The organism is Paenibacillus sp. Root444D2, assembly GCF_001426375.1.
GTDB lineage: Bacteria > Bacillota > Bacilli > Paenibacillales > NBRC-103111 > Paenibacillus_E.
In genome coordinates, this window is the sequence record NZ_LMEO01000034.1 from 1 (window position 1) to 19,820 (window position 19,820).

Sequence of the window (19,820 nt, forward strand, 5' to 3'; positions counted from 1 at the left end):
CTCCACTTTTCCTTTTCTTCCAGTATACAACAAACCCAGTGCCTATGCGCCACTGGGTCTATTTTTACAGATTCTGTATTCGTTTTGCAGTGCTCTCCAATTGGAGGGCGTTTTTCTTTACCACTAGAATGATCTGCCATTCATAAAGAACATCATCCTAACGAAAGCTATCATTAATGAGGCAATAGGAAAGAAGGTGAATGAGTTGGTTCAGATGTCCCTAGCTACCGATACGATATCTGTCGAGTTGACCATTAAAGAAGCATTCGCTTTAAGCAGTGGCGTGAAATTCGCAGCAGACCCGAGCATATCGAAGGATGCAAGACGAAAAGTTCTGCGGTCCTTGGATCAAAAGCTGTTTCCAGCCACATCGAATACCATTGATTATCATGCCCTTGAAGTGTAATTCCCTTTGATTTTTTTCCTCGAATCGACTATGATTTGTATTCGATAGCTTGTACGTGTAGGAGGCAAAAAGTAGATGCGTTTACGGGGAAGAAAAGGAATTCGAGAAGATATAGAACGTCAGAAGGAACTCGTTGTTTTGAATGCCAAGGAATATAAAGGCAAATGGGCCGAGTTATTTGGTAACAACAACCCGATTCATGCGGAGCTTGGGATGGGTAAAGGGCGCTTCATTAGTGAAATGAGTAAGAAATATCCGAACATTAATTTCATTGGTGTTGATATGTATGACGAATTGATTCGCAAAGCAAGTGAGAAAGCAAGAAATGCTCATGAAGTTAAGACAGATGATGAGGCGGAGTCTGTGCCAAGCATTCCGAATTTGAAGCTCATGCTTTTCAATATCGAACATATTGAGGAAGCTTTTGCTGAAGGTGAGTTAGAGCGGGTTTATTTGAATTTCAGTGATCCATGGCCAAAGAAAAAGCATGCGCGTAGACGTTTAACGCATCCGGGCTTTGTTCAGAAATATCAGCAAATATTAAATGCGAACGGCGAAATTCACTTGAAAACTGATTCGCAATCGTTGTTCGAATTCTCGCTCAATTCTTTTGCAGATATGGGATTGAGAATGCGAAATATTTCATTAAACCTGCATGTGGATGGGATTCATCCTGACCATGTGATGACCGAATACGAAACGAAGTTCGCCGGACAAGGGATGAACATTCATCGCTGTGAAGTAGTTATTGGTGAAAATGTTCTTGCTTCTCATCTAGAGCAGCTGAATAAAGCTAAATCAGAATAAGTTTATACACACCAAGGCTAATCTTCCACTGCATAAATTGCGGTAGGAGATTAGCTTTTTTTAGTAGATAAGAAAGTATAAGTTTTATACTTTTGCTTCGCATCTACCTTGACAAACGCGCTCGTCCCAAAAGGACGATGGAGTCGTTTATCCTTGCACGCGAATCACCCAAGTAATTGCATAATGACCTCTGAACAATCAGCTGAGGGAAGATACATTTTCTTTTTATGATAATTAGAAACGCGCTTAGCCTCTACATCCGTGTACCGGCTAGCCAACATCGATAACCAGTTCGCAATCGTATCTGCAGATCGGATCGGTTCACCAAAGCCAAGCTGGGTAAAATAGTGAACATTCTCTTCTTCCTGACCCGGTATCGGATCATAGAACAGCATGGGGATCGACTTTGCAAGCCCTTCTGAGCAGGTCATACCCCCAGGCTTCGTAACGAGCAGATCGGAAGCTTCCATTAGCTTGCCAATTTCTTGGGTAAATCCAAGTAAATGAATATTGGGATGCTGATAGCGGGCGTCCATCGCCAGCTTGGCCAGAGCTTTCTTATTATTGCCTAAGCAAAATATGAATTGGATCCGATCTCTCCAAGTTATTAGGTGCTCACTGAGCGAATCGCCTCCGATTAATCCCCAGCCGCCGCCCATAACTAGTACGGTAGGCAGTGATGCCAGCTGGAATTGCTGTCGAATCTTCGCTTTATCGTGGGCAACTCGAAAGCTTGGATGAACGGGAATTCCTGTGATTTCGACTTGAGCTGCCGTGATACCGCGGCCCAGCAGTTTATTTTTGACGTCTTCTGTCGAAACCATATATTTATTAACTTCTCTACTGACCCAAGTCCCATGGACATCGTAGTCCGTAATGACCGTGCATAGCGGGATGTCTAAGCCAGCTCTTTTCAGTCTAGATACCACAACACTGGGAAAAGGATGTGTGCAGACAATAGCTTGAGGAGCCCACTGCTGGATAATCGCCGCTGTCTGTGCATAAAAAATGCGATGCAAGGCCAATTGCGTCAAGCGGTTTAGCGATTTTTTATATTGAGAGCGGTACAATCGGCCGTAAAGCTTGGGCTGAGCGGTTAGCGTCTTTTTGTAAGCATGAATAATCCATGGTGCTATTGTTGGGTGAAGGAATGAACCTAATTCCAAAACACGTGTCTCAATGGTCGAGCAACGCTGCTCTAAGCTTACGGCAAGTGCATAAGCCGCTTGCGTATGTCCGGCTCCGAAGCCTTCAGAAAGAATGAGAACCCGTTTTTTACCATGCAAGACATCCATTCGTTTACCCCCAGAATGCTACTGTCACTAGAGAAGCCGTCGTTCCGATTAAACATCCAACGATACAATCGGAAGGATAGTGCAGCCCTAGGTAGATACGTGATAGACCAACGATTAATGCGAGCGGTATGAGAATAAGGCCAAGTGCAGGTACGGCTGTAACAAAAGGGAAAATGATTGAGAAGATAGCGGTTGTATGCCCGGAAGGAAAGGAATGATCCGTCAGCGGGTTTTTATAAGTAATGGTTTGAGGGTGTACCAGGTAAGGCCTAAGTCTTGGGTATTTCTTTTTAATAATAGCAACTGGAATGTGACTGATGGTTAAGGCAAGGAGAGCTTGAATACCTGCTGTACGCAGTGGGCCTTGCCCGAACAATGCAAAGCATAAGGATATCGCAATGGAGGCTGTGGCCCCGCCTAAATGTGTGATTTTATTAAATAAATGATCAAGGAAGAAGTGCTGGATACGTTGATTCACAAAGTGGAATACGCGTGTTTCATGATGCTGAAGCCAGTGGACGACCCTGCTCATGAGTAGTAGCCTCCTTCGCTGCTTGCGTTACTTTCATAAGTCTATTGTAAAGGACATTTATTAAAGGAAGATTAACGCAGTAATAAATTTTAAGAAATTCAATTTAACGCTCCTCTGATCTCCCGATAACAATCCTGTGCTAGCATGATGTGAAATGAGGGAATTGAAGGTAAATGTTAAAGGGGCTGATGAGGTTGAGAGTTGCCTTATTTACAGATACATTCCTGCCAGATGTAAATGGAGTTGCCAAGACACTTGGCAGGTGGACGCGATTTTTGGAATCCAAAGATGTGGCTTGCAAAGTGTTTGCTCCTACTAGTATGACAGAGGGTGACAACGATCCGTTCCGTGTAGAACGTTTTTACAGTATTCCCTTTTTATTGTATCCAGAATGTCGATTAGCTATCCCAAATCCCCTCAATGTTCGCAAATCCCTCCATGCCTTTCAGCCTACGATTATTCATTGCGCAACCCCTTTCAATTTGGGACTTTTTGGCTTGCACCATGCTTGCAAACACAAAACGCCACTAGTTGCGTCCTACCATACTCACTTCGACCAATACTTAAGTCATTATAAAATACCTTGGGTGGAGCCTACGCTCTGGAAATACATGCAATGGTTTCACCAAAGCTGTCAGAAGGTGTATGTGCCTTCTAAGTCTACCTTGCAGCATTTGCATGCCAAAGGGTTAAGTCATTTAGAGATTTGGAGCCGCGGTGTCGATGCGGAACGTTTCCAGCCGATTGTCGACCGAAAGTCAGTACTCGGGACATATGGTGTAGATCCTGCGAAGTTCGTTATGCTTTATGTCGGGCGTTTAGCCCCTGAGAAGAGTGTAGAGGTCGCACTAGATAGTTTTACTGCACTGCCAGCTGCGATCAGAGATGATTGTCATCTCATTATTGCTGGTGACGGACCGTCTGCCGAAGTGCTGCGCGAATGTTATGGAGGGGCATCGGGAGTTACTTTTACCGGTTTCGTTCAGGGGACACAGCTAGCTGAACTCTATGCGTCTGCAGATGTGTTTCTTTTTCCTTCGGCGACAGAGACTTTCGGCAATGTTGTTCTGGAATCAATGGCTTCTGGGACAACGGTGATTGGAGCTGCTGCAGGCGGGGTACAAGATACTATTGAGCATGAAGTGACGGGTTTACTCTGTCCTTCTGGCGACGTAGCTGCTTTCACACAAGCCATCGTAAGATTGTATGAATCCAAGGAGACTCGGCACAGACTGGCCATTGCAGGCAGGGAGTTTACCCTGCGTCAATCTTGGGATCACATATTTAATCAATTGTTGACCAGCTATGAAGAAGTAGTCTATAGGACATCTGCCAATCAGTCCCACATGCATGCAAACCGTATGATCCGTTAACAGGGGCAGCCACGCAAAAGTTGTCAGGAAGAGCTCAGGTGAATTATAATAAACCCCGTATCACATGGGGGCAGCTTGATCGTGTTCGTCTAAATGGTGAACTTTTGGTACACAATAAAATGAAAAACGTTGAAAACAGGACATTAACGATCTGATTTCAAGCACATGCTGCATAGTCTGTGCGCGTTCCGCCCAAATCTCAGAGAATTGGCTTATTTTCGTCATTGTAGACTTTGACAAATGGATGGAAAGAGAGGAAAATCAAGAACGATTAATTCACCTGTACATAAAACTGCGCATACGCGTATAAAAAGATAGCTTGTGTGCATAAACAAAAAAGGGGGACTTTGCTTCATGCTTGACAATATTATGCTTACCTTTCAAATTGGCTTGGCTTTGGTCGGTGCATATCAGTTGTTTTTAACTTTTTTCGGATGGTACCGTCCTAAAAACAAACAGAAATTCGCTCCACAGAAATCGTTTGCTGTATTAGTCGCGGCTCATAATGAAGAGCAGGTCGTTGGCGCATTGATCGAGAATCTAAAGGCTTTGGATTACCCCAAAGAGCTTTATGACATCTTCGTAATTTGTGATAACTGTACAGACAATACAGCGGATATTGCACGCAGTCATGGTGTTCATGCCATGGAGCGCCATAACCCGAACCTGAGAGGGAAAGGTTACGCGATCGAATGGATGCTGAAGGTGCTTTGGAAGCGGGAGCGTCAGTATGACGCTATTGTCATGTTTGATGCAGACAATCTTTCAAGCCCTGATTACTTGATCCATATGAACAATGATCTTTGCTCCGGTTCCAGAGTTATTCAAGCTTACTTAGACAGTAAGAACCCTACCGATTCCTGGGTTACTGGTTCCTACGCAATCTCGTACTACTTTGCAAACCGCTTCTGGCAAATGCCCCGCACAAACTTAGGGCTTGCTAACTACTTGGGCGGCACAGGAATGTGCTTTGAGTCCAAGCTGCTTAAACAGATTGGATGGGGTGCTACCAGCCTTGTTGAGGATCTTGAGTTCTCCATGCGCTGCATTAAGCTCGGTATCAGGCCGACCTACAACTATGAGGCGATTGTTTATGATGAGAAGCCGCTAACGTTTAAAGTATCTGCCAAACAGCGTTTGCGCTGGATGCAAGGACATTTTGATGTGGCCAAGCGTTATTTCTTCCCCCTATTGTGGCAAGGTATCAAAGAGGGCAGCTGGACGAAGATTGACGCGGCTATCTACTCCGCTAACGTATATAATTTCTTTTTCGGTGCGATTATCTCTGTGCTGCTTTGGATTAAATCGGTGACTCCGGGTTGGTCAGACACACCTATGCTTGCCGATATCAATCCTATTTTCTTTAACACCGTCAGCATAGCGATTTATGTGCTGCTGCCTATTTCCATGTTAGTTGAGAAGGCACCTGGCAAAGTATATAAATATTTAATTCTTTATCCAGTGTTTATGCTTTCATGGTGGCCAATTACGTTCTATGCGTTCTTCACGCAAAACAACAAACAATGGAGCCATACGGAGCATACACGTGTGATTCGTCTAGACGAAATGAAAAGTAAACAAGTGAGTTGACTTTCTCTGAATGAGATGATATTATATTTCAAGTAAAAGCAGAAGCGCCCGCTTCTCACCTGACCGACACCGTTGGCTGGTTTGAATGAATCGTCATGAATGTACAATAGGTTTGCATGAACCTGTTATTGATGAAGATGTGGGCCACTGCGCCCGCATCTTTTTTATATTGTTAGAGAGAGCGTTACATACTTTTTGGAGGTGGAATACTATTAGCAAAGACCATATGATTAATGACGAGATTCGTGTGAAGGAAGTACGCCTGATTGGGGCGGACGGAGAACAACTCGGCATCACGCCGATTCGCGAAGCTCTTCAAATCGCACTTGACGCGAATTTGGATTTGGTAAATGTGGCACCGACGGCTAAGCCGCCAGTATGCCGCATTATGGATTACGGTAAATTCCGTTATGAAACACAGAAGAAAGAAAAAGAAGCTCGCAAGAACCAGAAAATCGTGGATATCAAAGAAATTCGCTTAAGCGCGACAATCGATGAGCACGATTTCCAAACGAAGCTTCGTAATGCCGTTAAGTTTCTTGGCGAAGGCGATAAAGTCAAAGCCAGCGTCAGGTTCCGTGGTCGTGAAATAGCGCACTCGGAGATTGGCCGTAGAGTGCTTGAACGTTTAGCTACTGAAACAGCTGACATTTCCTCACAGGAGCGCGCTCCTAAGCTTGAGGGAAGAAGCATGATCATGATCTTAACGCCGAAAGTCACTACCTAGGCGTTATACTAAATTAGGAGGAACAAAACACCATGCCGAAAATGAAAACACACAGCAGCTTGAAAGGCCGTTTCAAAATTACTGGCACAGGCAAAGTGATGAGATACAAACAAGGTAAAAACCACTTGCTTTCCGGTAAATCTTCACGTACTAAACGTGTTCTTGCAACAAACCCAGTTATGGCTCCAGGCGATGTACGTCGTCTGAAACAACAACTTTCTAACATTAAAGGTTAATATTCGAACATTATTTATACATCCCAGGAGGTAGTTAACAATGGCAAGAGTCAAGGGCGGATTTATTCGCGCTCACCGTCGTAAGAAAATTTTGAAACTAGCAAAAGGTTATTTCGGTTCCAAACATCGCTTATTTAAAACAGCTAAAGAACAAGTAATGAAATCTTTAGTGTATGCTTACCGTGACCGTCGTCAAACGAAACGTAACTTCCGCAGACTGTGGATTACACGTATCAATGCAGGCGCTCGTCAAAACGGCCTTAGCTACAGCAAATTGATGCACGGCCTGAAATTGGCTGGTATCGAAGTAAACCGCAAAATCTTGGCTGATCTAGCTGTGAATGATTCCAAAGCGTTCAACGATTTGGCAACAGCTGCAAAAGCAAAAGTAAACGCGTAATTGCGTTCTTAGAAGCCTGTTCCCTTTAGGGAGCAGGCTTCTTTTTGCATGAAATGGGCGAGGTTTAAACGTTGGATCGCGTTTCTGCTCGACGATGTTTACGAAACAGTACAGCCAAGAACATCAACAGTGGAATAACGACTTGAAAAACAGGGAAAAACTTTACACTAACATTCAAGCCAAGCCACACGTGATAGGTATAGTTCGGTTCTATAAACGATGTGATAAAAATAATAAAACCTACATAGAAAACCCACAGGCGTCTACTTGTTGAACGCGATAATTGGGTACATGCATAAACGGCTCCCCAGTAGAAAGCGGTCATTTTCACAAATAAACCCAGAAATAAAAGCAAGGTGACCATGACGTCCAGTCGCTCCAAAATATCACCAACCTGTATTAACTGAACGGCCTGCAAAAAAGGCAAGGTACTATTTGCGACAATAGTTGTCCCAAGCACCATCAGGTTTAATATATTCATTAGAATTAAAAAAGCGGAAACGCTGAGATAAGAGAGTATACTGATTCGCTTCATCTTTTGCTTTTCAGACATCAGGTGCCATATCATGAAAAAAAGCACCATTTGTCCAAATGGAAACGATAAAATATCCGGGAACGCAGCTTTGATTACGGGACGAAGTCCATTATCAAGTATAGGTAATAGGTTGTCTTTGTGGAGGATTCCAGAAATCAGAATCAATAATATCAACGCTCCGTAACTAAGGGAAATGAGCGGCAACAGGGCCTCATTCACTCTGGAGAATGTTTCGATACCCATGGCAACTGCGTAAGTAGCAAGTAATACAATAACGAGCATCGTAACATATTGGGGAGTCGAGCTTAGTAGTGTTAAATTCGTTATCTCTCCAAAATCTCGAAGGTTTCTCATGGATTCATAGGCAAAATAAAGGGCAAAGCATCCCCCGATCACAGTTCCTATTTTGGACCCAAAACATAATTTTAAGAGCCCGATCAGACACTCTTCTGGTGCTATTCGTTGTATGTACAAAAACATGATTAATAAAAGCAAACCCGCTGCAGCGGCGAACAGCATGGCAAGCCAGGAATCCTGCTTAGCGCCGCTGCCTAAAGCAAATAAGGGTGTACTTCCTATTTCGAAAAGAATGATTGTGACGGCTAGTTGGTAATTGCTAATGCGCTCCATAGTAACCCCCCTCCATAACTTACTATTCGTGGTCGTGCAGTAGCTGATTAAAAGGCTTATTACTCATTCCAATTCGGTCAATCTTAATATGAACACTGGGCTCTAATTGGAGGGTAGGGAATTGTTGTTCCCAGTCGTTCTTTATGTTCTTCCAAACCTTAGGATGTTTTCTGTGAATCACATCTGCGAAACCAAATACATCCGCATTTTTCTCGATAGCAGCTTGAAAGGCTTTGGTCATTAAGCTCTTAACTTCCTCATTTGCAATGTCTTCCGTGACTTTAACACCCTTTAGCTTAGAAACGTCGTCATTGCAGCCATTCTCAATAAGAACACCAGCAGCATTTGCTTCCACCTTCATAACCCATTGCCCGTCACTAGTGAGGATTGGCTTCAGTTTGGTTGTCGCTTTAGTGATTCGAATCGCGGATTTATAATCTTTACTTCCTTTGGAACAGCCAATACGCAAAACGGTCTTATTAATCGTATCCCGGATCCAATTAATGCCGTATCCTTCATCGGATGTAAACCAGCCAACAAGCTTATCCTTTTTGAAAATACCAAGTCTACCCAATTTTAATTTGTTTGCAGAAGTTGTTTTTTTTAACTCTGCTATAGAAGAGTCAGGCCTAATGCCGATGCCAGAAATGATTACTTCAGGAATTAATGTAAAGGAAGAGTCACTCGTCATTCCCATCATGACATTGTGAACCATGACTTGATTAAAATTAGAACCGTTTTTGTCTTCATTGTGAATCATATTGCGAACGGCGGCTCCAGGCAGCTTCTCAAGGGGCGCAACCTGCTCCAGAATTCTTCTTCCTTCCCCTCTAGTTACGAATAGGCTGACAGTTTCTCGAGATTCCGCATTGCGCAAATAGGTGTCCATAAGTTGAGAAATGCCATGCTTAGCCGCTTCTTCACCAATGACAACAATTCGATTATGGGCAAAAAACAGAGCACGCGGCATTTCCAAGCTTGATTTTTGAATCGCACCTCGAATGGAATCACCACTCGTAGAGAATACGATGACGGGTGCTTGCTGGCTGGCATTTCCACCCATGCTTTGACTCGAAATCGTCTGAGGAATGACAATCTGGTAAGAAACAGTCCAGTCTTTCCCGTTCCAATCGATGGCTGTTGCCGATGTGATTCCGAGTTGATTTAACTCGATTCGATCCCAGCATCCAGATAGCAGTAGGCATAAGAAGATGCTTGTAAGTAAGCGAAGCCAGCCGTGAAAGAAGCTTGTTCCCATTTACCTAGCACCTCCTTAATGGCAAATCAGTGATTATCTCTCTTTGAAGGAGACGGCTTCATATTCGGTGCTTGTCTGGTGTAATTTTCGCTTATGGGACGCCCAGCCATTTTCCCCCAAGGCACTCGGAGAAGAATATCTCTAAATTTTGATAAAACAAGAGGGGCAAGAGGGGTCAGATAAGGGACCCCGAAAGAACGGAGAGAGGCTAAATGAATCAAGATGGCCATGCATCCTGCCATGATCCCAAACAAGCCAAATGTGCCAGCGAGCAGCATAAGGGCAAACCTGATTAATCGGGCAGCTATCCCCATATTCAACGCAGGCGTAACGAAATTGGAAATGGCTGTGAAGGAAACGATAATGACCATAGCCGCTGAAACAAGACCAGCTTGCACAGCAGCTTGCCCCAACACAAGTGCACCGACGATAGATATGGCTGAACCAATGACACGAGGCATTCGTATGCCGGCTTCCCGAAGAACCTCGAACGTAATTTCCATCAGGAAAGCTTCAACAATAGCGGGGAAAGGGACGCCTTCCCGCTGTGCAGCCAAGCTGATCAGCAACGTTGTCGGCAGCATCTCTTGGTGGAAGGTTGTGACGGCGATATAGCAGGATGGGAGAAGCATGGAAATGAAAAAAGAGATATAGCGAATAAAGCGGACGAAAGTAGCAATATCAAAACGTTGATAGTAATCTTCACTCGACTGTAGAAATCTAAAAAAGGTTACTGGGGCAAGCAGGACAAAAGGAGTTCCATCGACGATTATGGCAACTTGTCCCTCTAGAAGGCCAGCTGCGACGGCATCTGGCCTTTCTGAGTTCATAATGGTAGGGAAGGGGGTGTAAGTTCTATCTTCGATGAATTCCTCAATGTACCCGCTCTCAAGGATGCTGTCGACGTCAATCCTGTCTAGGCGATTCTTGACTTCTTGAACGACATGTTCTTCAGCAATTCCATCCAAATAGGTGATGACGATTTCAGTTTGCGTATACCGACCTAATCGCAGGGTAATAAACCGAAGATCGGGCGATTTAATTTTCCTCCGCAGCAGGGAAGTATTGGTTCGCAAGTCTTCTGTAAAGCTTTCTTTCGGACCTCTTACGACGGTCTGTGTTTGAGGTTCCTCTATGGCACGCTTATCCCACCCTGTTGTACCAGCGATTAATGCTTCATTGTAGCCGTCAGCAATAATGATGGTGTTACCGTCCAAGAGAGCTGCCAAGAGGTCTACGCCCTCAATTGTGGCGGTCAAATTACTAATGGTTAAAGCTTGTCTCAATAAGTCATGAAAACAAATTTCTTGGTTCCAGTAAAACTCGGTTTCTTGAGAGGTTAGAAGGGGCTTAACAATATGATCATTAACCGCTTCCGATTTAACGAGACCCTCTATGTATACCAGAGCAATCGCATTAGTATCGGGAAAGATACCAACATCCATACGGCGAATTATGACATCAGAACTTGTCCCAAGCCTTTTCAGGATCCGTTCAATATTCTCTTGCAGGTCTGTTGAAAGCGGGAATGGGATTGGCAGGGACGATTTCATCAGTAGCCCCCTAATTTTCCTAGATTGGTATTATCTTCTCTCACCTGATTTTGTTTTATTCAGTTTGACTATTGACTATTCTTCAGGGGATGCATATAATAATCTCTAAATCATATTATATATGGTGATCTACACTAACGAATCGGCTATGAAGAGGAAGAAGTAATAAGGGCACTTATGCGCAGAGAGCGTTGGACTTGCTGAAACCATCGCCTTAATCCCTTACGTACGAAGTCACCTCGGAGCTGTTTTCCTGAAATATGCGGCATTGCTGCAAGCAATAGGGGAAATCGGAAGAGCACACGTTATCGTGCTGAGGGTATTGTTCTTCATGAACATACCTGCTAAGGCTATGTGCTGTGAGGCGCGTAGCAAATTTGGGTGGTACCACGGAAGCTTGAACCCCTTTCGTCCCGTTTTACACGTTACGTGCGTGTATGGGATGAATAGGGGTTTTTCTTATTGTCTAAGAAAGCTCGCAGAATGACATGGACTTACTTTTTGAGAGGAGGATCACAATGAATGTTCAAACTGAACCAAAAAAGTCAAAAGAAGAATTAATTGAGAAGCTTACGAAGCCGGACCTGATTACAGGCTCCGAAATTCTGCTGAGAAGCTTATTGCTGGAGGGTGTGGACTGCGTCTTTGGATATCCGGGCGGCGCTGTTTTGTACATTTACGATGCAATGCATGGTTTTGATGATTTTAACCACTTATTGACTAGACATGAGCAAGGAGCCATTCACGCAGCTGATGGATATGCACGTTCCACAGGTAAAGTTGGCGTATGTATCGCAACTTCCGGACCGGGGGCAACGAACCTCGTCACAGGAATAGCTACAGCTTACATGGATTCCGTTCCGCTCGTCGTCATCACAGGGAACGTAGCAACAAACTTCATTGGTACGGATGCTTTCCAAGAGGCAGATATTACAGGTATTACGATGCCTATTACCAAACATAGCTACTTGGTTAGAGACGTAAACGATCTACCGCGCATCATTCATGAAGCGTTCCATATAGCGAACTCAGGTCGTAAAGGTCCGGTTCTCATTGACATACCAAAGGATGTCTCGGCTAATAAAACGATATTTAAACCCGTAACGGATGTAAGCATCCGCGGTTATAACCCAACGGTGCAACCGAATAAACTGCAAGTGGATAAGCTGATTAAAGCGATCGAAGAAGCAGAACGTCCGGTCATTATTGCAGGCGGCGGTGTTGTATACGCAGACGCATCCAAAGAATTAATCGAGTTCGTTAATAAAACACAGATTCCGGTTGCAACGACCTTGCTCGGATTAAGCGGCTTCCCAAGCGGACATGAGCTATGGCTCGGAATGCCCGGTATGCACGGGACGTTTACAGCGAACACAGCCATTCAGAATGCGGATCTCTTGATTTCTATCGGTTCCCGATTCGATGACCGCGTGACGATGAATTTGAACGGTTTTGCTCCAAAAGTGAAGAAAATCGCTCACATTGACGTTGATCCTGCGGAAATTGGCAAGAACGTGAAGACGGATATCCCATGTGTTGGCGACGTGAAAGCTGTTCTGGAATATGCGAATACCAAAGCAAAGCCTGCGAAGAGCGGAGCGTGGATTGCTGAGCTTCAGGAAAGTAAAGAGAAGTTCCCGCTGAAATATGGCAATACCGAGACGGAATTGAAGCCGCAATACGTTATCGAAATGATTAGTGAGACGACGAAAGGCGAAGCGATCATAACGACAGACGTTGGACAGCATCAGATGTGGGCAGCTCAATTCTATCGTTTCAAAAACCCGCGCTCCTTGGTCACATCTGGTGGTCTTGGCACGATGGGCTTCGGATTCCCATCAGCGATTGGTGCTCAAATGGGTAACCCGGATAAACTCGTTGTATCCATTAATGGCGACGGCGGCGTTCAAATGTGTGCGCAAGAGCTTGCGATCTGTGCGATTAACAACATTCCGGTGAAGGTTGTTATTATTAACAACCAAGTGCTGGGCATGGTTCGTCAATGGCAGGAGATCATTTATGATAACCGCTATAGCCATATTGACCTGGCTGGCAGCCCTGATTTCGTGAAACTGGCAGAAGCTTACGGCGTAAAAGGCTTGCGTGCCACGACGAAGGAAGAAGCAAGAAGAGCATGGCAGGAAGCACTCGATACACCGGGTCCTGTCGTTATTGATTTCGTCGTGCCAAAAGGAGAGAATGTCTTCCCGATGGTTAAAGCAGGCGATACAATTAGTGACATGTTAATGGGGGATTCGGAATGATGACAACTAAACATACAGTTTCCGTACTCGTAAACAATCAGCCTGGTGTCCTGCAGCGTGTATCCGGTTTGTTCGGACGCAGAGGCTTTAACATTGAAAGCATCACCGTAGGGGAGTCCGAAGAACTCGGACTTTCCCGAATGGTTATTGTCACCACAGGGGACGACAACACGCTTGAGCAAATTTCCAAGCAATTGTACAAGTTGATTGACGTCATTAAAGTCATCGACCTAAGCTCGAACCCAATGGTTGCCAGAGAACTGGCACTCATTAAAGTAAATGCAGAACCGATTATGCGTCCGGAAATACTCGGTATTGTAGAGACATTCCGCGCAGCGGTGGTAGATATTGGGCCAGCCTCAATTATCGTGCAAGTTGTTGGAGATTCAGATAAAATAGATGCTATGGTCGAATTACTTCGTCCTTATGGCATCCGTGAGCTTTCCCGCACGGGAGTCACAGCGATGATTCGCGGTTCAGTTAAATAAGACATAAAGCAGTTTGGGTAAAGAGGTAAAGCCTCCTTGAGTGGGGCTTTCAGCGGTGTACTCTTTAGCGCTTGAAAAGGGTAAATCGTTGAAACACCCACTCAAGGGGTAGACAATACGGATTCATCATATCAAAGGAGGATTTATTCGAATGGCAGTTACTACTTACTATGAAAAAGATGCAGACTTAGCGGTACTTAAAGGTAAAACGATTGCAGTTGTTGGTTATGGTTCCCAAGGGCACGCACAAGCACAAAACTTGCGTGACAGCGGATTGAACGTTATTATCGGACTTCGTGAAGGTCGTTCATGGAACTCTGCAAAAAATGATGGTTTCGAAGTTGTATCCGTTGAAGAAGCAGCAAGACGCGCTGACGTGATCCAAATCTTGATGCCGGATGAAACACAAGCTCGCGTTTACCGTGAGTCCATTCAACCGAACATGAAAAAAGGCGCAGCAATCATGTTCTCCCATGGTTTCAACATCCATTTCGGACAAATCGTAGCTCCTGAAGGTACAGATGTATTCTTAGTAGCTCCTAAATCCCCAGGTCACATGGTACGTCGTACTTATGTTGAAGGCTTCGGCGTTCCTGGCTTGATCGCAATCGAGAAAGACGCTACTGGCAACGCAAAAGCAATCGGTCTTGCTTATGCAAAAGGTATCGGCTGTACACGTGCAGGCGTTATCGAAACTTCTTTCCGTGAAGAAACAGAAACTGATTTGTTCGGTGAGCAAGCTGTTCTTTGTGGTGGTGCTTCTGAACTGGTTAAAGCAGGTTTCGAAACATTGGTTGAAGCTGGTTATGCACCTGAAATGGCTTACTTCGAGTGTCTGCACGAGCTGAAATTGATCGTTGATATGATGTATGAAGGCGGACTGGCTTCCATGCGCAGCTCCATCTCCAACACAGCTGAATACGGTGACTATGTAACTGGACCTCGTATCATCACAGCTGAAACGAAAAAAGCAATGAAAGCTGTTCTTACTGATATTCAACAAGGTAAATTCGCTCGCGACTTCATCTTGGAAAACCAATCCAACTTTGCTTTCATGAACGCAACTCGCCGCAATGAAGCAGAGCACCCAATCGAAGTGGTTGGTAAAGAACTGCGCGAAATGATGCACTGGATCAAAAAGTAATCATAAGTACTAATTATAGCAATACCTTCCACAGGGAGTGATTGAGGAGAATTTCCCAATCACTCCCTGTGAATACTATAAAGACGAGTAAAAATTGGCGAGGTGCCTTTTAATCCTTCGAAGAACAACCCAGTGGAGGGCTCAGTGTTTGCTGGAGAAGCGTAGCGTTCGCCTTTGAAAACGTGTCCCAACCTTTGGTTTAAGTGGATGAGGGGACGTGTTTTCAAGAAGTGATCGGAAGCAAATGCTGAAGACCGGAACGGTCAGGGGTTCAGCTTCGATGGTTAATAGAACAATCGAAATCTTTTAGGAGGTGACATGGTGCGCAAAATCTACATCTTTGATACAACGCTTAGAGACGGAGAGCAATCGCCAGGTGTGAACCTGAACACGCAGGAGAAAGTCGAGATCGCGCTGCAGCTTGAGAAGCTTGGCGTTGATCGTATGGAGGCTGGTTTCCCAGCTGCATCGCCTGGTGACTTGGCTGGTGTGAATGCCGTTGCGAGAGCGGTCAGGAATGCCTCTGTTATCGGCTTGTCCCGCTCGAAGGAGAGTGATATCGAGGCCGTTCGTGAAGCGCTACAGGGCGCTCAGGACCCGTGTATTCATCTTTTCCTAGCGACGTCTCCTATTCATCGTCAGCATAAGCTGAAGATGGAGAAACACCAAGTGCTGGAGACAGCCGAAGCAGCGATTAAATATGCGAAAAAGTATTTCAGCAAAATCGAGTTTTCACTCGAAGATGCTGGTCGTACAGAGCTGGATTTCATCGCAGAAGTAACAGCAATGGCTATTCGTGCTGGCGCTTCCGTGGTGAATATTCCGGATACAGTCGGATTTATGACACCGTACGACTACGGTAATATTTTCAAAATGCTGAAGGAGACCGTGCCCGGCATTGAGAAGATTCAACTGAGCGCGCATTGCCATGACGATCTCGGAATGGCGACGGCTAATGCGCTAGCGGCAGTACTTAATGGTGCCGATCAAATCGAAGGCACCATTAATGGGATCGGCGAGCGAGCGGGCAACACCTCGATCGAGGAAGTTGTGATGGCGCTCGAGACGCGCCAGGATTTCTACCAAGCGAAAACATCGCTTGTGCTGAAAGAGATCTACCGCACCAGCCGTTTGGTCAGCAAGCTGACCGGCATGGTGGTGCCAGGCAATAAGGCGATCGTCGGCGCTAACGCGTTCGCCCATGAGTCCGGCATCCATCAGGATGGAATGCTCAAGGAGAAAACGACTTACGAGATTATTTCCCCTGAAACCATAGGGGTCAAGGAAAGTAAGCTCGTAATGGGTAAACACTCCGGACGCCACGCGTTCCGTGAAAAGCTAATTGATCTCGGCTACGACCTCGGAGACGAGCAAGTGAACGCGGCTTTCGCCAAGTTCAAAGATTTGGCAGATCGCAAGAAGCAGGTTGAAGACGAAGATATTCGCGCATTGATCGAAGAGAAATTGATCGAGACGCCGGAAATTTTCGCGCTAGGCACGCTTCAGGTTGCTTATGGCAACCAGATGACACCAACAGCAACGGTACATGTTCGCTTCCAGGACGGTACTGAAGTGGCTGAAAGCGCGGTCGGTAACGGCTCGGTTGATGCGATTTACAATGCGATTGATAAAGCAACGAAGGAAGACGTCGAACTGGATGACTACTCCATCAAATCCGTATCCCACGGGAAAGATGCATTAGGCGAGGTTCACGTTGTTCTTAAGCAGAACGATGTAGCCGTTCAAGGTCGCGGTATTTCCACGGATATTTTGGAAGCAAGCGCCAAAGCGTATTTGGACGCTGTGAACAGGCTCATTGATAAACGCAAAACCCCAACAAGCAACAGAAGCAACGTCACGTTGATTTAATAACCTTGAGTCCACGGCACCACCCAGATAAGCACCTCACCTCCAAGCATAGCGAGGAGGGGTGCTTTCTACAAATGCGAAAGGATGCGTCCATTTATGAAATATCGATTTTCTAAATCGCTTGAAGGTTTCTCATCCTCGGCGGTAAGAGAAATTCTCAAGCTGACACAAGGCAGTTCGATTATTTCTTTTGCCGGCGGATTGCCTGCTGAAGAGTTTTTTCCCTTGGACGCGGTTGCTGATGCGTTTCAAAGAGTGATTGGCGGCGGGAAGTCAGCGCTGCAGTATGGTTTGACCGAGGGGTATAAGCCACTTCGTGAATCCTTATGCAAGCGAATGGCTGCTAAGAATATGCAAGTAACACCTGACGAGATGCTGCTGACGACGGGTTCTCAGCAAGCGATTGATCTTCTTACGCGTGTTTATATTGATGAAGGCGATATCATTCTTGTTGAAAGCCCAACGTATTTGGCGGCCATTCAAGTATTTCAAGCCAAAGGCGCTAAGATTTATTCGGTTGATAGCGATAATGACGGTATGATTCTTGAAGATCTAGCGGCCAAAATTGCGAAGCACAATCCGAAGATGGTTTATGTCATTCCGACCTTCTCTAACCCGGCAGGCCGTGCATGGAGCTTGGAACGTCGTCAAGGCTTACTGGATATTTGCCGCGGCGCGGAAGTGCTTATTTTGGAAGATGATCCGTATGGAGAAATCCAATTTAACGAAAGCGAAAGATACCCATCCATCTTCTCTTTGGGAGGGAAAGCCGAGGGCGGGAATGTTGTTTATACCAGCACATTCTCCAAAACCGTCGCGCCTGCCTTCCGTACAGGATGGGTCATGGGCGATGAAACCGTTATTCGCCAAATTGCTCGTTTTAAGCAATCTGCGGATCTGCACTCCAGCACAATTGATCAGCAAACGCTGTATCATTTGCTTGAGCACTTTGATCTCGACGCACATATCTCCTTAATTCGTGAGCAATATCTGGATCGAATGAAATTCATGTCAGGCCTATTGAAAGATTTAAACTGGCCTGGACTGAAGTGGGAAGAACCGAAGGGCGGCATGTTCATCTGGGTGGAGCTGCCAGCGCATATTCGTGCCGAAGATCTGCTGAAAATTGCGGTAAAAGAAGGCGTAGCGTTTGTACCAGGATCCACTTTTTACGCCGAAAATCCACAATACAACACAATGCGCCTGAATTACACACATACGGATCGAGCGAACACAATTCTTGGTATGCAGAAATTAGCTAAGGCTATGGAATCATATCTACAAAATGCATAGAAGATAACGCACCCTCATGCGAATTGGTCGTCAAAGACCATCAGTAGGAGGGTGTTTTTTTGTGATCCATATTGGAAATACAGAATCCAAAGAGCTGCCTATCTCCAGGTATCTTCTATGGGATTTGGCGGATCATTGACATGGAATATATTACAAATTATGATAAAAGGAGGACAATGGAAAGGATTGGTGACTTCATGTGGATACAGATTTCCAATTATTTGTTCATGGGTTCTTTATTATTGCTGATTGTAACTTTTATTGCAAAAGGTGCATCGAGTCAGGGATTTACTAGTTTGACTGGTTTGGGCGGCACTAGCGGGTCAGCCACTGATTTGACTATGGAACATAATCAAAAGAAACATTTTCAATTCCAAGATTCATTGGTTGGTAGAATCGTAAAGTCTTATCTCTTTTGGATATCCATTACGGGTATTCTTATTTCCATCGTTATCTCAAAGCTCTAAGGTCATAAAAAGCCGCCAAGTCAGCAAGTTACTACTGGCATTGGAGGCTTTTTTGCTCACAATGATCGAAGAAATTGTCTGTTGTTGAAGGAGGCTTATCTTTGCTTAAACCCATCAACCGAAGCCGAGCAAGAATATTCCTGGGTAAAAAAGTGTATCGACTTAAAAGGTATCTTCAGTGGTTTTTGGATGGTAAGACATATGCCAAGGAGAAGCAAGCAGAGTCTCTCCCTTATCTCCTATTTTCACATAAAACACCACTCCTTAGACAGCTGAAGGATGTAGATATGTGGTTGCAACATAATAAAGTGATTAATCTAAAGATCGCAGCCAAGCAGTTAAACAGTGTCATTCTGAAGCCAGGAGAAACATTCTCCTATTGGCGGTTAATTGGCAGTACGACACGGCGTAAAGGTTATCTGGAAGGCATGATGCTTTCTCATGGGAAGGTGCAGGCGGGCATCGGAGGTGGGTTGTGCCAGCTTTCGAATTTAATCTACTGGATGACACTGCATACGCCACTTACCGTAAAGGAAAGGTATCGCCATAGCTATGACGTATTTCCGGATGCAGGTAGGAGTCAACCTTTTGGAAGCGGAGCAACTTGTTTCTACAATTATGTAGACTTGCAAATTTTTAATGAGACGACGGAGGAGTTTCAACTCGTTATCCGGGTAACGGATACTCATTTGGTTGGGGAGTGGCGTGCTGTTAGGCCACCCATTCATACTTATGAAATTTACGAGAACAAGCATTGGATCTCGCGCGAATACTGGGGCGGTTATGTTCGTCATAATGAGATACATCGCAGAGTGCTGAACTCGGAAGGTGAAATCATTGGTGATGAATGGGTGACTGAGAATCATGCCATAATGATGTATGAGCCTCTATTGCCGCAAGGCACAACATCAACTGCAAATCTAGAAAATTTATCGTTGTAACCAAGATAAACG

At 45.0% G+C, this 19,820-nt stretch carries 19 protein-coding genes; 14 read left to right on the top strand and 5 right to left on the bottom strand.

All coding sequences use genetic code 11. The features are described from left to right. The first annotated feature begins 205 nt into the window (after window positions 1–205). Together ASD40_RS18475 and trmB are read left to right on the top strand one after the other, a co-directional pair. Window positions 206–406: a hypothetical protein gene (locus ASD40_RS18475; protein ID WP_057304652.1), complete on the top strand. Its 201-nt coding sequence runs from the start codon at window positions 206–208 to the stop codon at window positions 404–406. Window positions 407–481: 75 nt separating this feature from the next. Then, window positions 482–1,213, top strand: coding sequence for a tRNA (guanosine(46)-N7)-methyltransferase TrmB (trmB, locus tag ASD40_RS18480; RefSeq protein WP_057304653.1), 732 nt, complete (start codon window positions 482–484; stop codon window positions 1,211–1,213). 164 nt (window positions 1,214–1,377) lie between these two features. On the opposite strand, the gene ASD40_RS18485 is transcribed toward trmB, so the two are convergent. Next, window positions 1,378–2,508: an MGDG synthase family glycosyltransferase gene (locus ASD40_RS18485; RefSeq protein ID WP_057304654.1), complete on the bottom strand. Its 1,131-nt coding sequence runs from the start codon at window positions 2,506–2,508 to the stop codon at window positions 1,378–1,380. 4 nt (window positions 2,509–2,512) lie between these two features. Beyond that, entirely contained in the window at window positions 2,513–3,040 is a 528-nt protein-coding gene (locus ASD40_RS18490) for a phosphatase PAP2 family protein (RefSeq protein WP_057304655.1), read from the bottom strand. Window positions 3,041–3,228: 188 nt separating this feature from the next. On the opposite strand from ASD40_RS18490, the gene ASD40_RS18495 reads away from it, so the two are divergent. From ASD40_RS18495 to rplT, 5 genes are all read left to right on the top strand, one after another. Further along, complete coding sequence (locus tag ASD40_RS18495) at window positions 3,229–4,413, top strand: glycosyltransferase family 4 protein (protein WP_200957433.1); 1,185 nt, start codon at window positions 3,229–3,231, stop codon at window positions 4,411–4,413. A gap of 354 nt (window positions 4,414–4,767) precedes the next feature. Continuing rightward, window positions 4,768–6,003, top strand: coding sequence for a glycosyltransferase family 2 protein (locus ASD40_RS18500; RefSeq protein ID WP_057304656.1), 1,236 nt, complete (start codon window positions 4,768–4,770; stop codon window positions 6,001–6,003). Window positions 6,004–6,229: 226 nt separating this feature from the next. Beyond that, entirely contained in the window at window positions 6,230–6,730 is a 501-nt protein-coding gene (gene infC, locus ASD40_RS18505) for a translation initiation factor IF-3 (RefSeq protein ID WP_047681158.1), read from the top strand. Window positions 6,731–6,762: 32 nt separating this feature from the next. Then, window positions 6,763–6,966: a 50S ribosomal protein L35 gene (rpmI, locus tag ASD40_RS18510; protein WP_029199203.1), complete on the top strand. Its 204-nt coding sequence runs from the start codon at window positions 6,763–6,765 to the stop codon at window positions 6,964–6,966. Window positions 6,967–7,006: 40 nt separating this feature from the next. Further along, the gene (gene rplT / locus ASD40_RS18515) at window positions 7,007–7,366 is read left to right on the top strand and encodes a 50S ribosomal protein L20 (protein WP_028553998.1); all 360 of its coding nucleotides are present in this window, start codon (window positions 7,007–7,009) and stop codon (window positions 7,364–7,366) included. 64 nt (window positions 7,367–7,430) lie between these two features. On the opposite strand, the gene ASD40_RS18520 is transcribed toward rplT, so the two are convergent. The 3 genes from ASD40_RS18520 to ASD40_RS18530 are packed head-to-tail and all read right to left on the bottom strand — an operon-like array spanning window position 7,431 to window position 11,342. Beyond that, entirely contained in the window at window positions 7,431–8,531 is a 1,101-nt protein-coding gene (locus tag ASD40_RS18520) for a GerAB/ArcD/ProY family transporter (RefSeq protein ID WP_057304657.1), read from the bottom strand. 22 nt (window positions 8,532–8,553) lie between these two features. Next, entirely contained in the window at window positions 8,554–9,789 is a 1,236-nt protein-coding gene (locus ASD40_RS18525) for a Ger(x)C family spore germination protein (RefSeq protein WP_057304658.1), read from the bottom strand. A 26-nt stretch (window positions 9,790–9,815) separates the two neighbouring features. Next, entirely contained in the window at window positions 9,816–11,342 is a 1,527-nt protein-coding gene (locus ASD40_RS18530) for a spore germination protein (RefSeq protein WP_057304659.1), read from the bottom strand. A 518-nt stretch (window positions 11,343–11,860) separates the two neighbouring features. Between ASD40_RS18530 and ilvB the strand changes: the two genes are divergently transcribed. The 7 genes from ilvB (at window position 11,861) to ASD40_RS18565 (ending at window position 19,808) form a co-directional block, all read left to right on the top strand. After that, window positions 11,861–13,606 carry a biosynthetic-type acetolactate synthase large subunit gene (gene ilvB, locus ASD40_RS18535; protein ID WP_057304660.1) on the top strand — a complete coding sequence of 582 codons (1,746 nt, stop codon included), beginning with the start codon at window positions 11,861–11,863 and terminating at the stop codon, window positions 13,604–13,606. Continuing rightward, window positions 13,606–14,094: an acetolactate synthase small subunit gene (ilvN, locus tag ASD40_RS18540; protein WP_057305082.1), complete on the top strand. Its 489-nt coding sequence runs from the start codon at window positions 13,606–13,608 to the stop codon at window positions 14,092–14,094. Before ilvB ends, ilvN begins: the two co-directional genes overlap by 1 nt. Window positions 14,095–14,245: 151 nt before the next feature. Beyond that, window positions 14,246–15,238, top strand: a complete 993-nt coding sequence (gene ilvC, locus ASD40_RS18545; protein WP_047681140.1) for a ketol-acid reductoisomerase — start codon at window positions 14,246–14,248, stop codon at window positions 15,236–15,238. 321 nt (window positions 15,239–15,559) lie between these two features. After that, window positions 15,560–17,107 carry a 2-isopropylmalate synthase gene (locus ASD40_RS18550; RefSeq protein ID WP_057305083.1) on the top strand — a complete coding sequence of 516 codons (1,548 nt, stop codon included), beginning with the start codon at window positions 15,560–15,562 and terminating at the stop codon, window positions 17,105–17,107. Between the two features lie 96 nt (window positions 17,108–17,203). Further along, window positions 17,204–18,400, top strand: coding sequence for an aminotransferase-like domain-containing protein (locus ASD40_RS18555; RefSeq protein ID WP_057305084.1), 1,197 nt, complete (start codon window positions 17,204–17,206; stop codon window positions 18,398–18,400). Window positions 18,401–18,576: 176 nt separating this feature from the next. Further along, entirely contained in the window at window positions 18,577–18,867 is a 291-nt protein-coding gene (locus ASD40_RS18560; RefSeq protein ID WP_057304661.1) for a hypothetical protein, read from the top strand. 101 nt (window positions 18,868–18,968) lie between these two features. After that, window positions 18,969–19,808 (top strand): VanW family protein, encoded by an 840-nt coding sequence (locus ASD40_RS18565; RefSeq protein ID WP_156390096.1) that lies wholly within the window; start codon window positions 18,969–18,971, stop codon window positions 19,806–19,808. The last annotated feature ends 12 nt before the right edge of the window (window positions 19,809–19,820 follow it).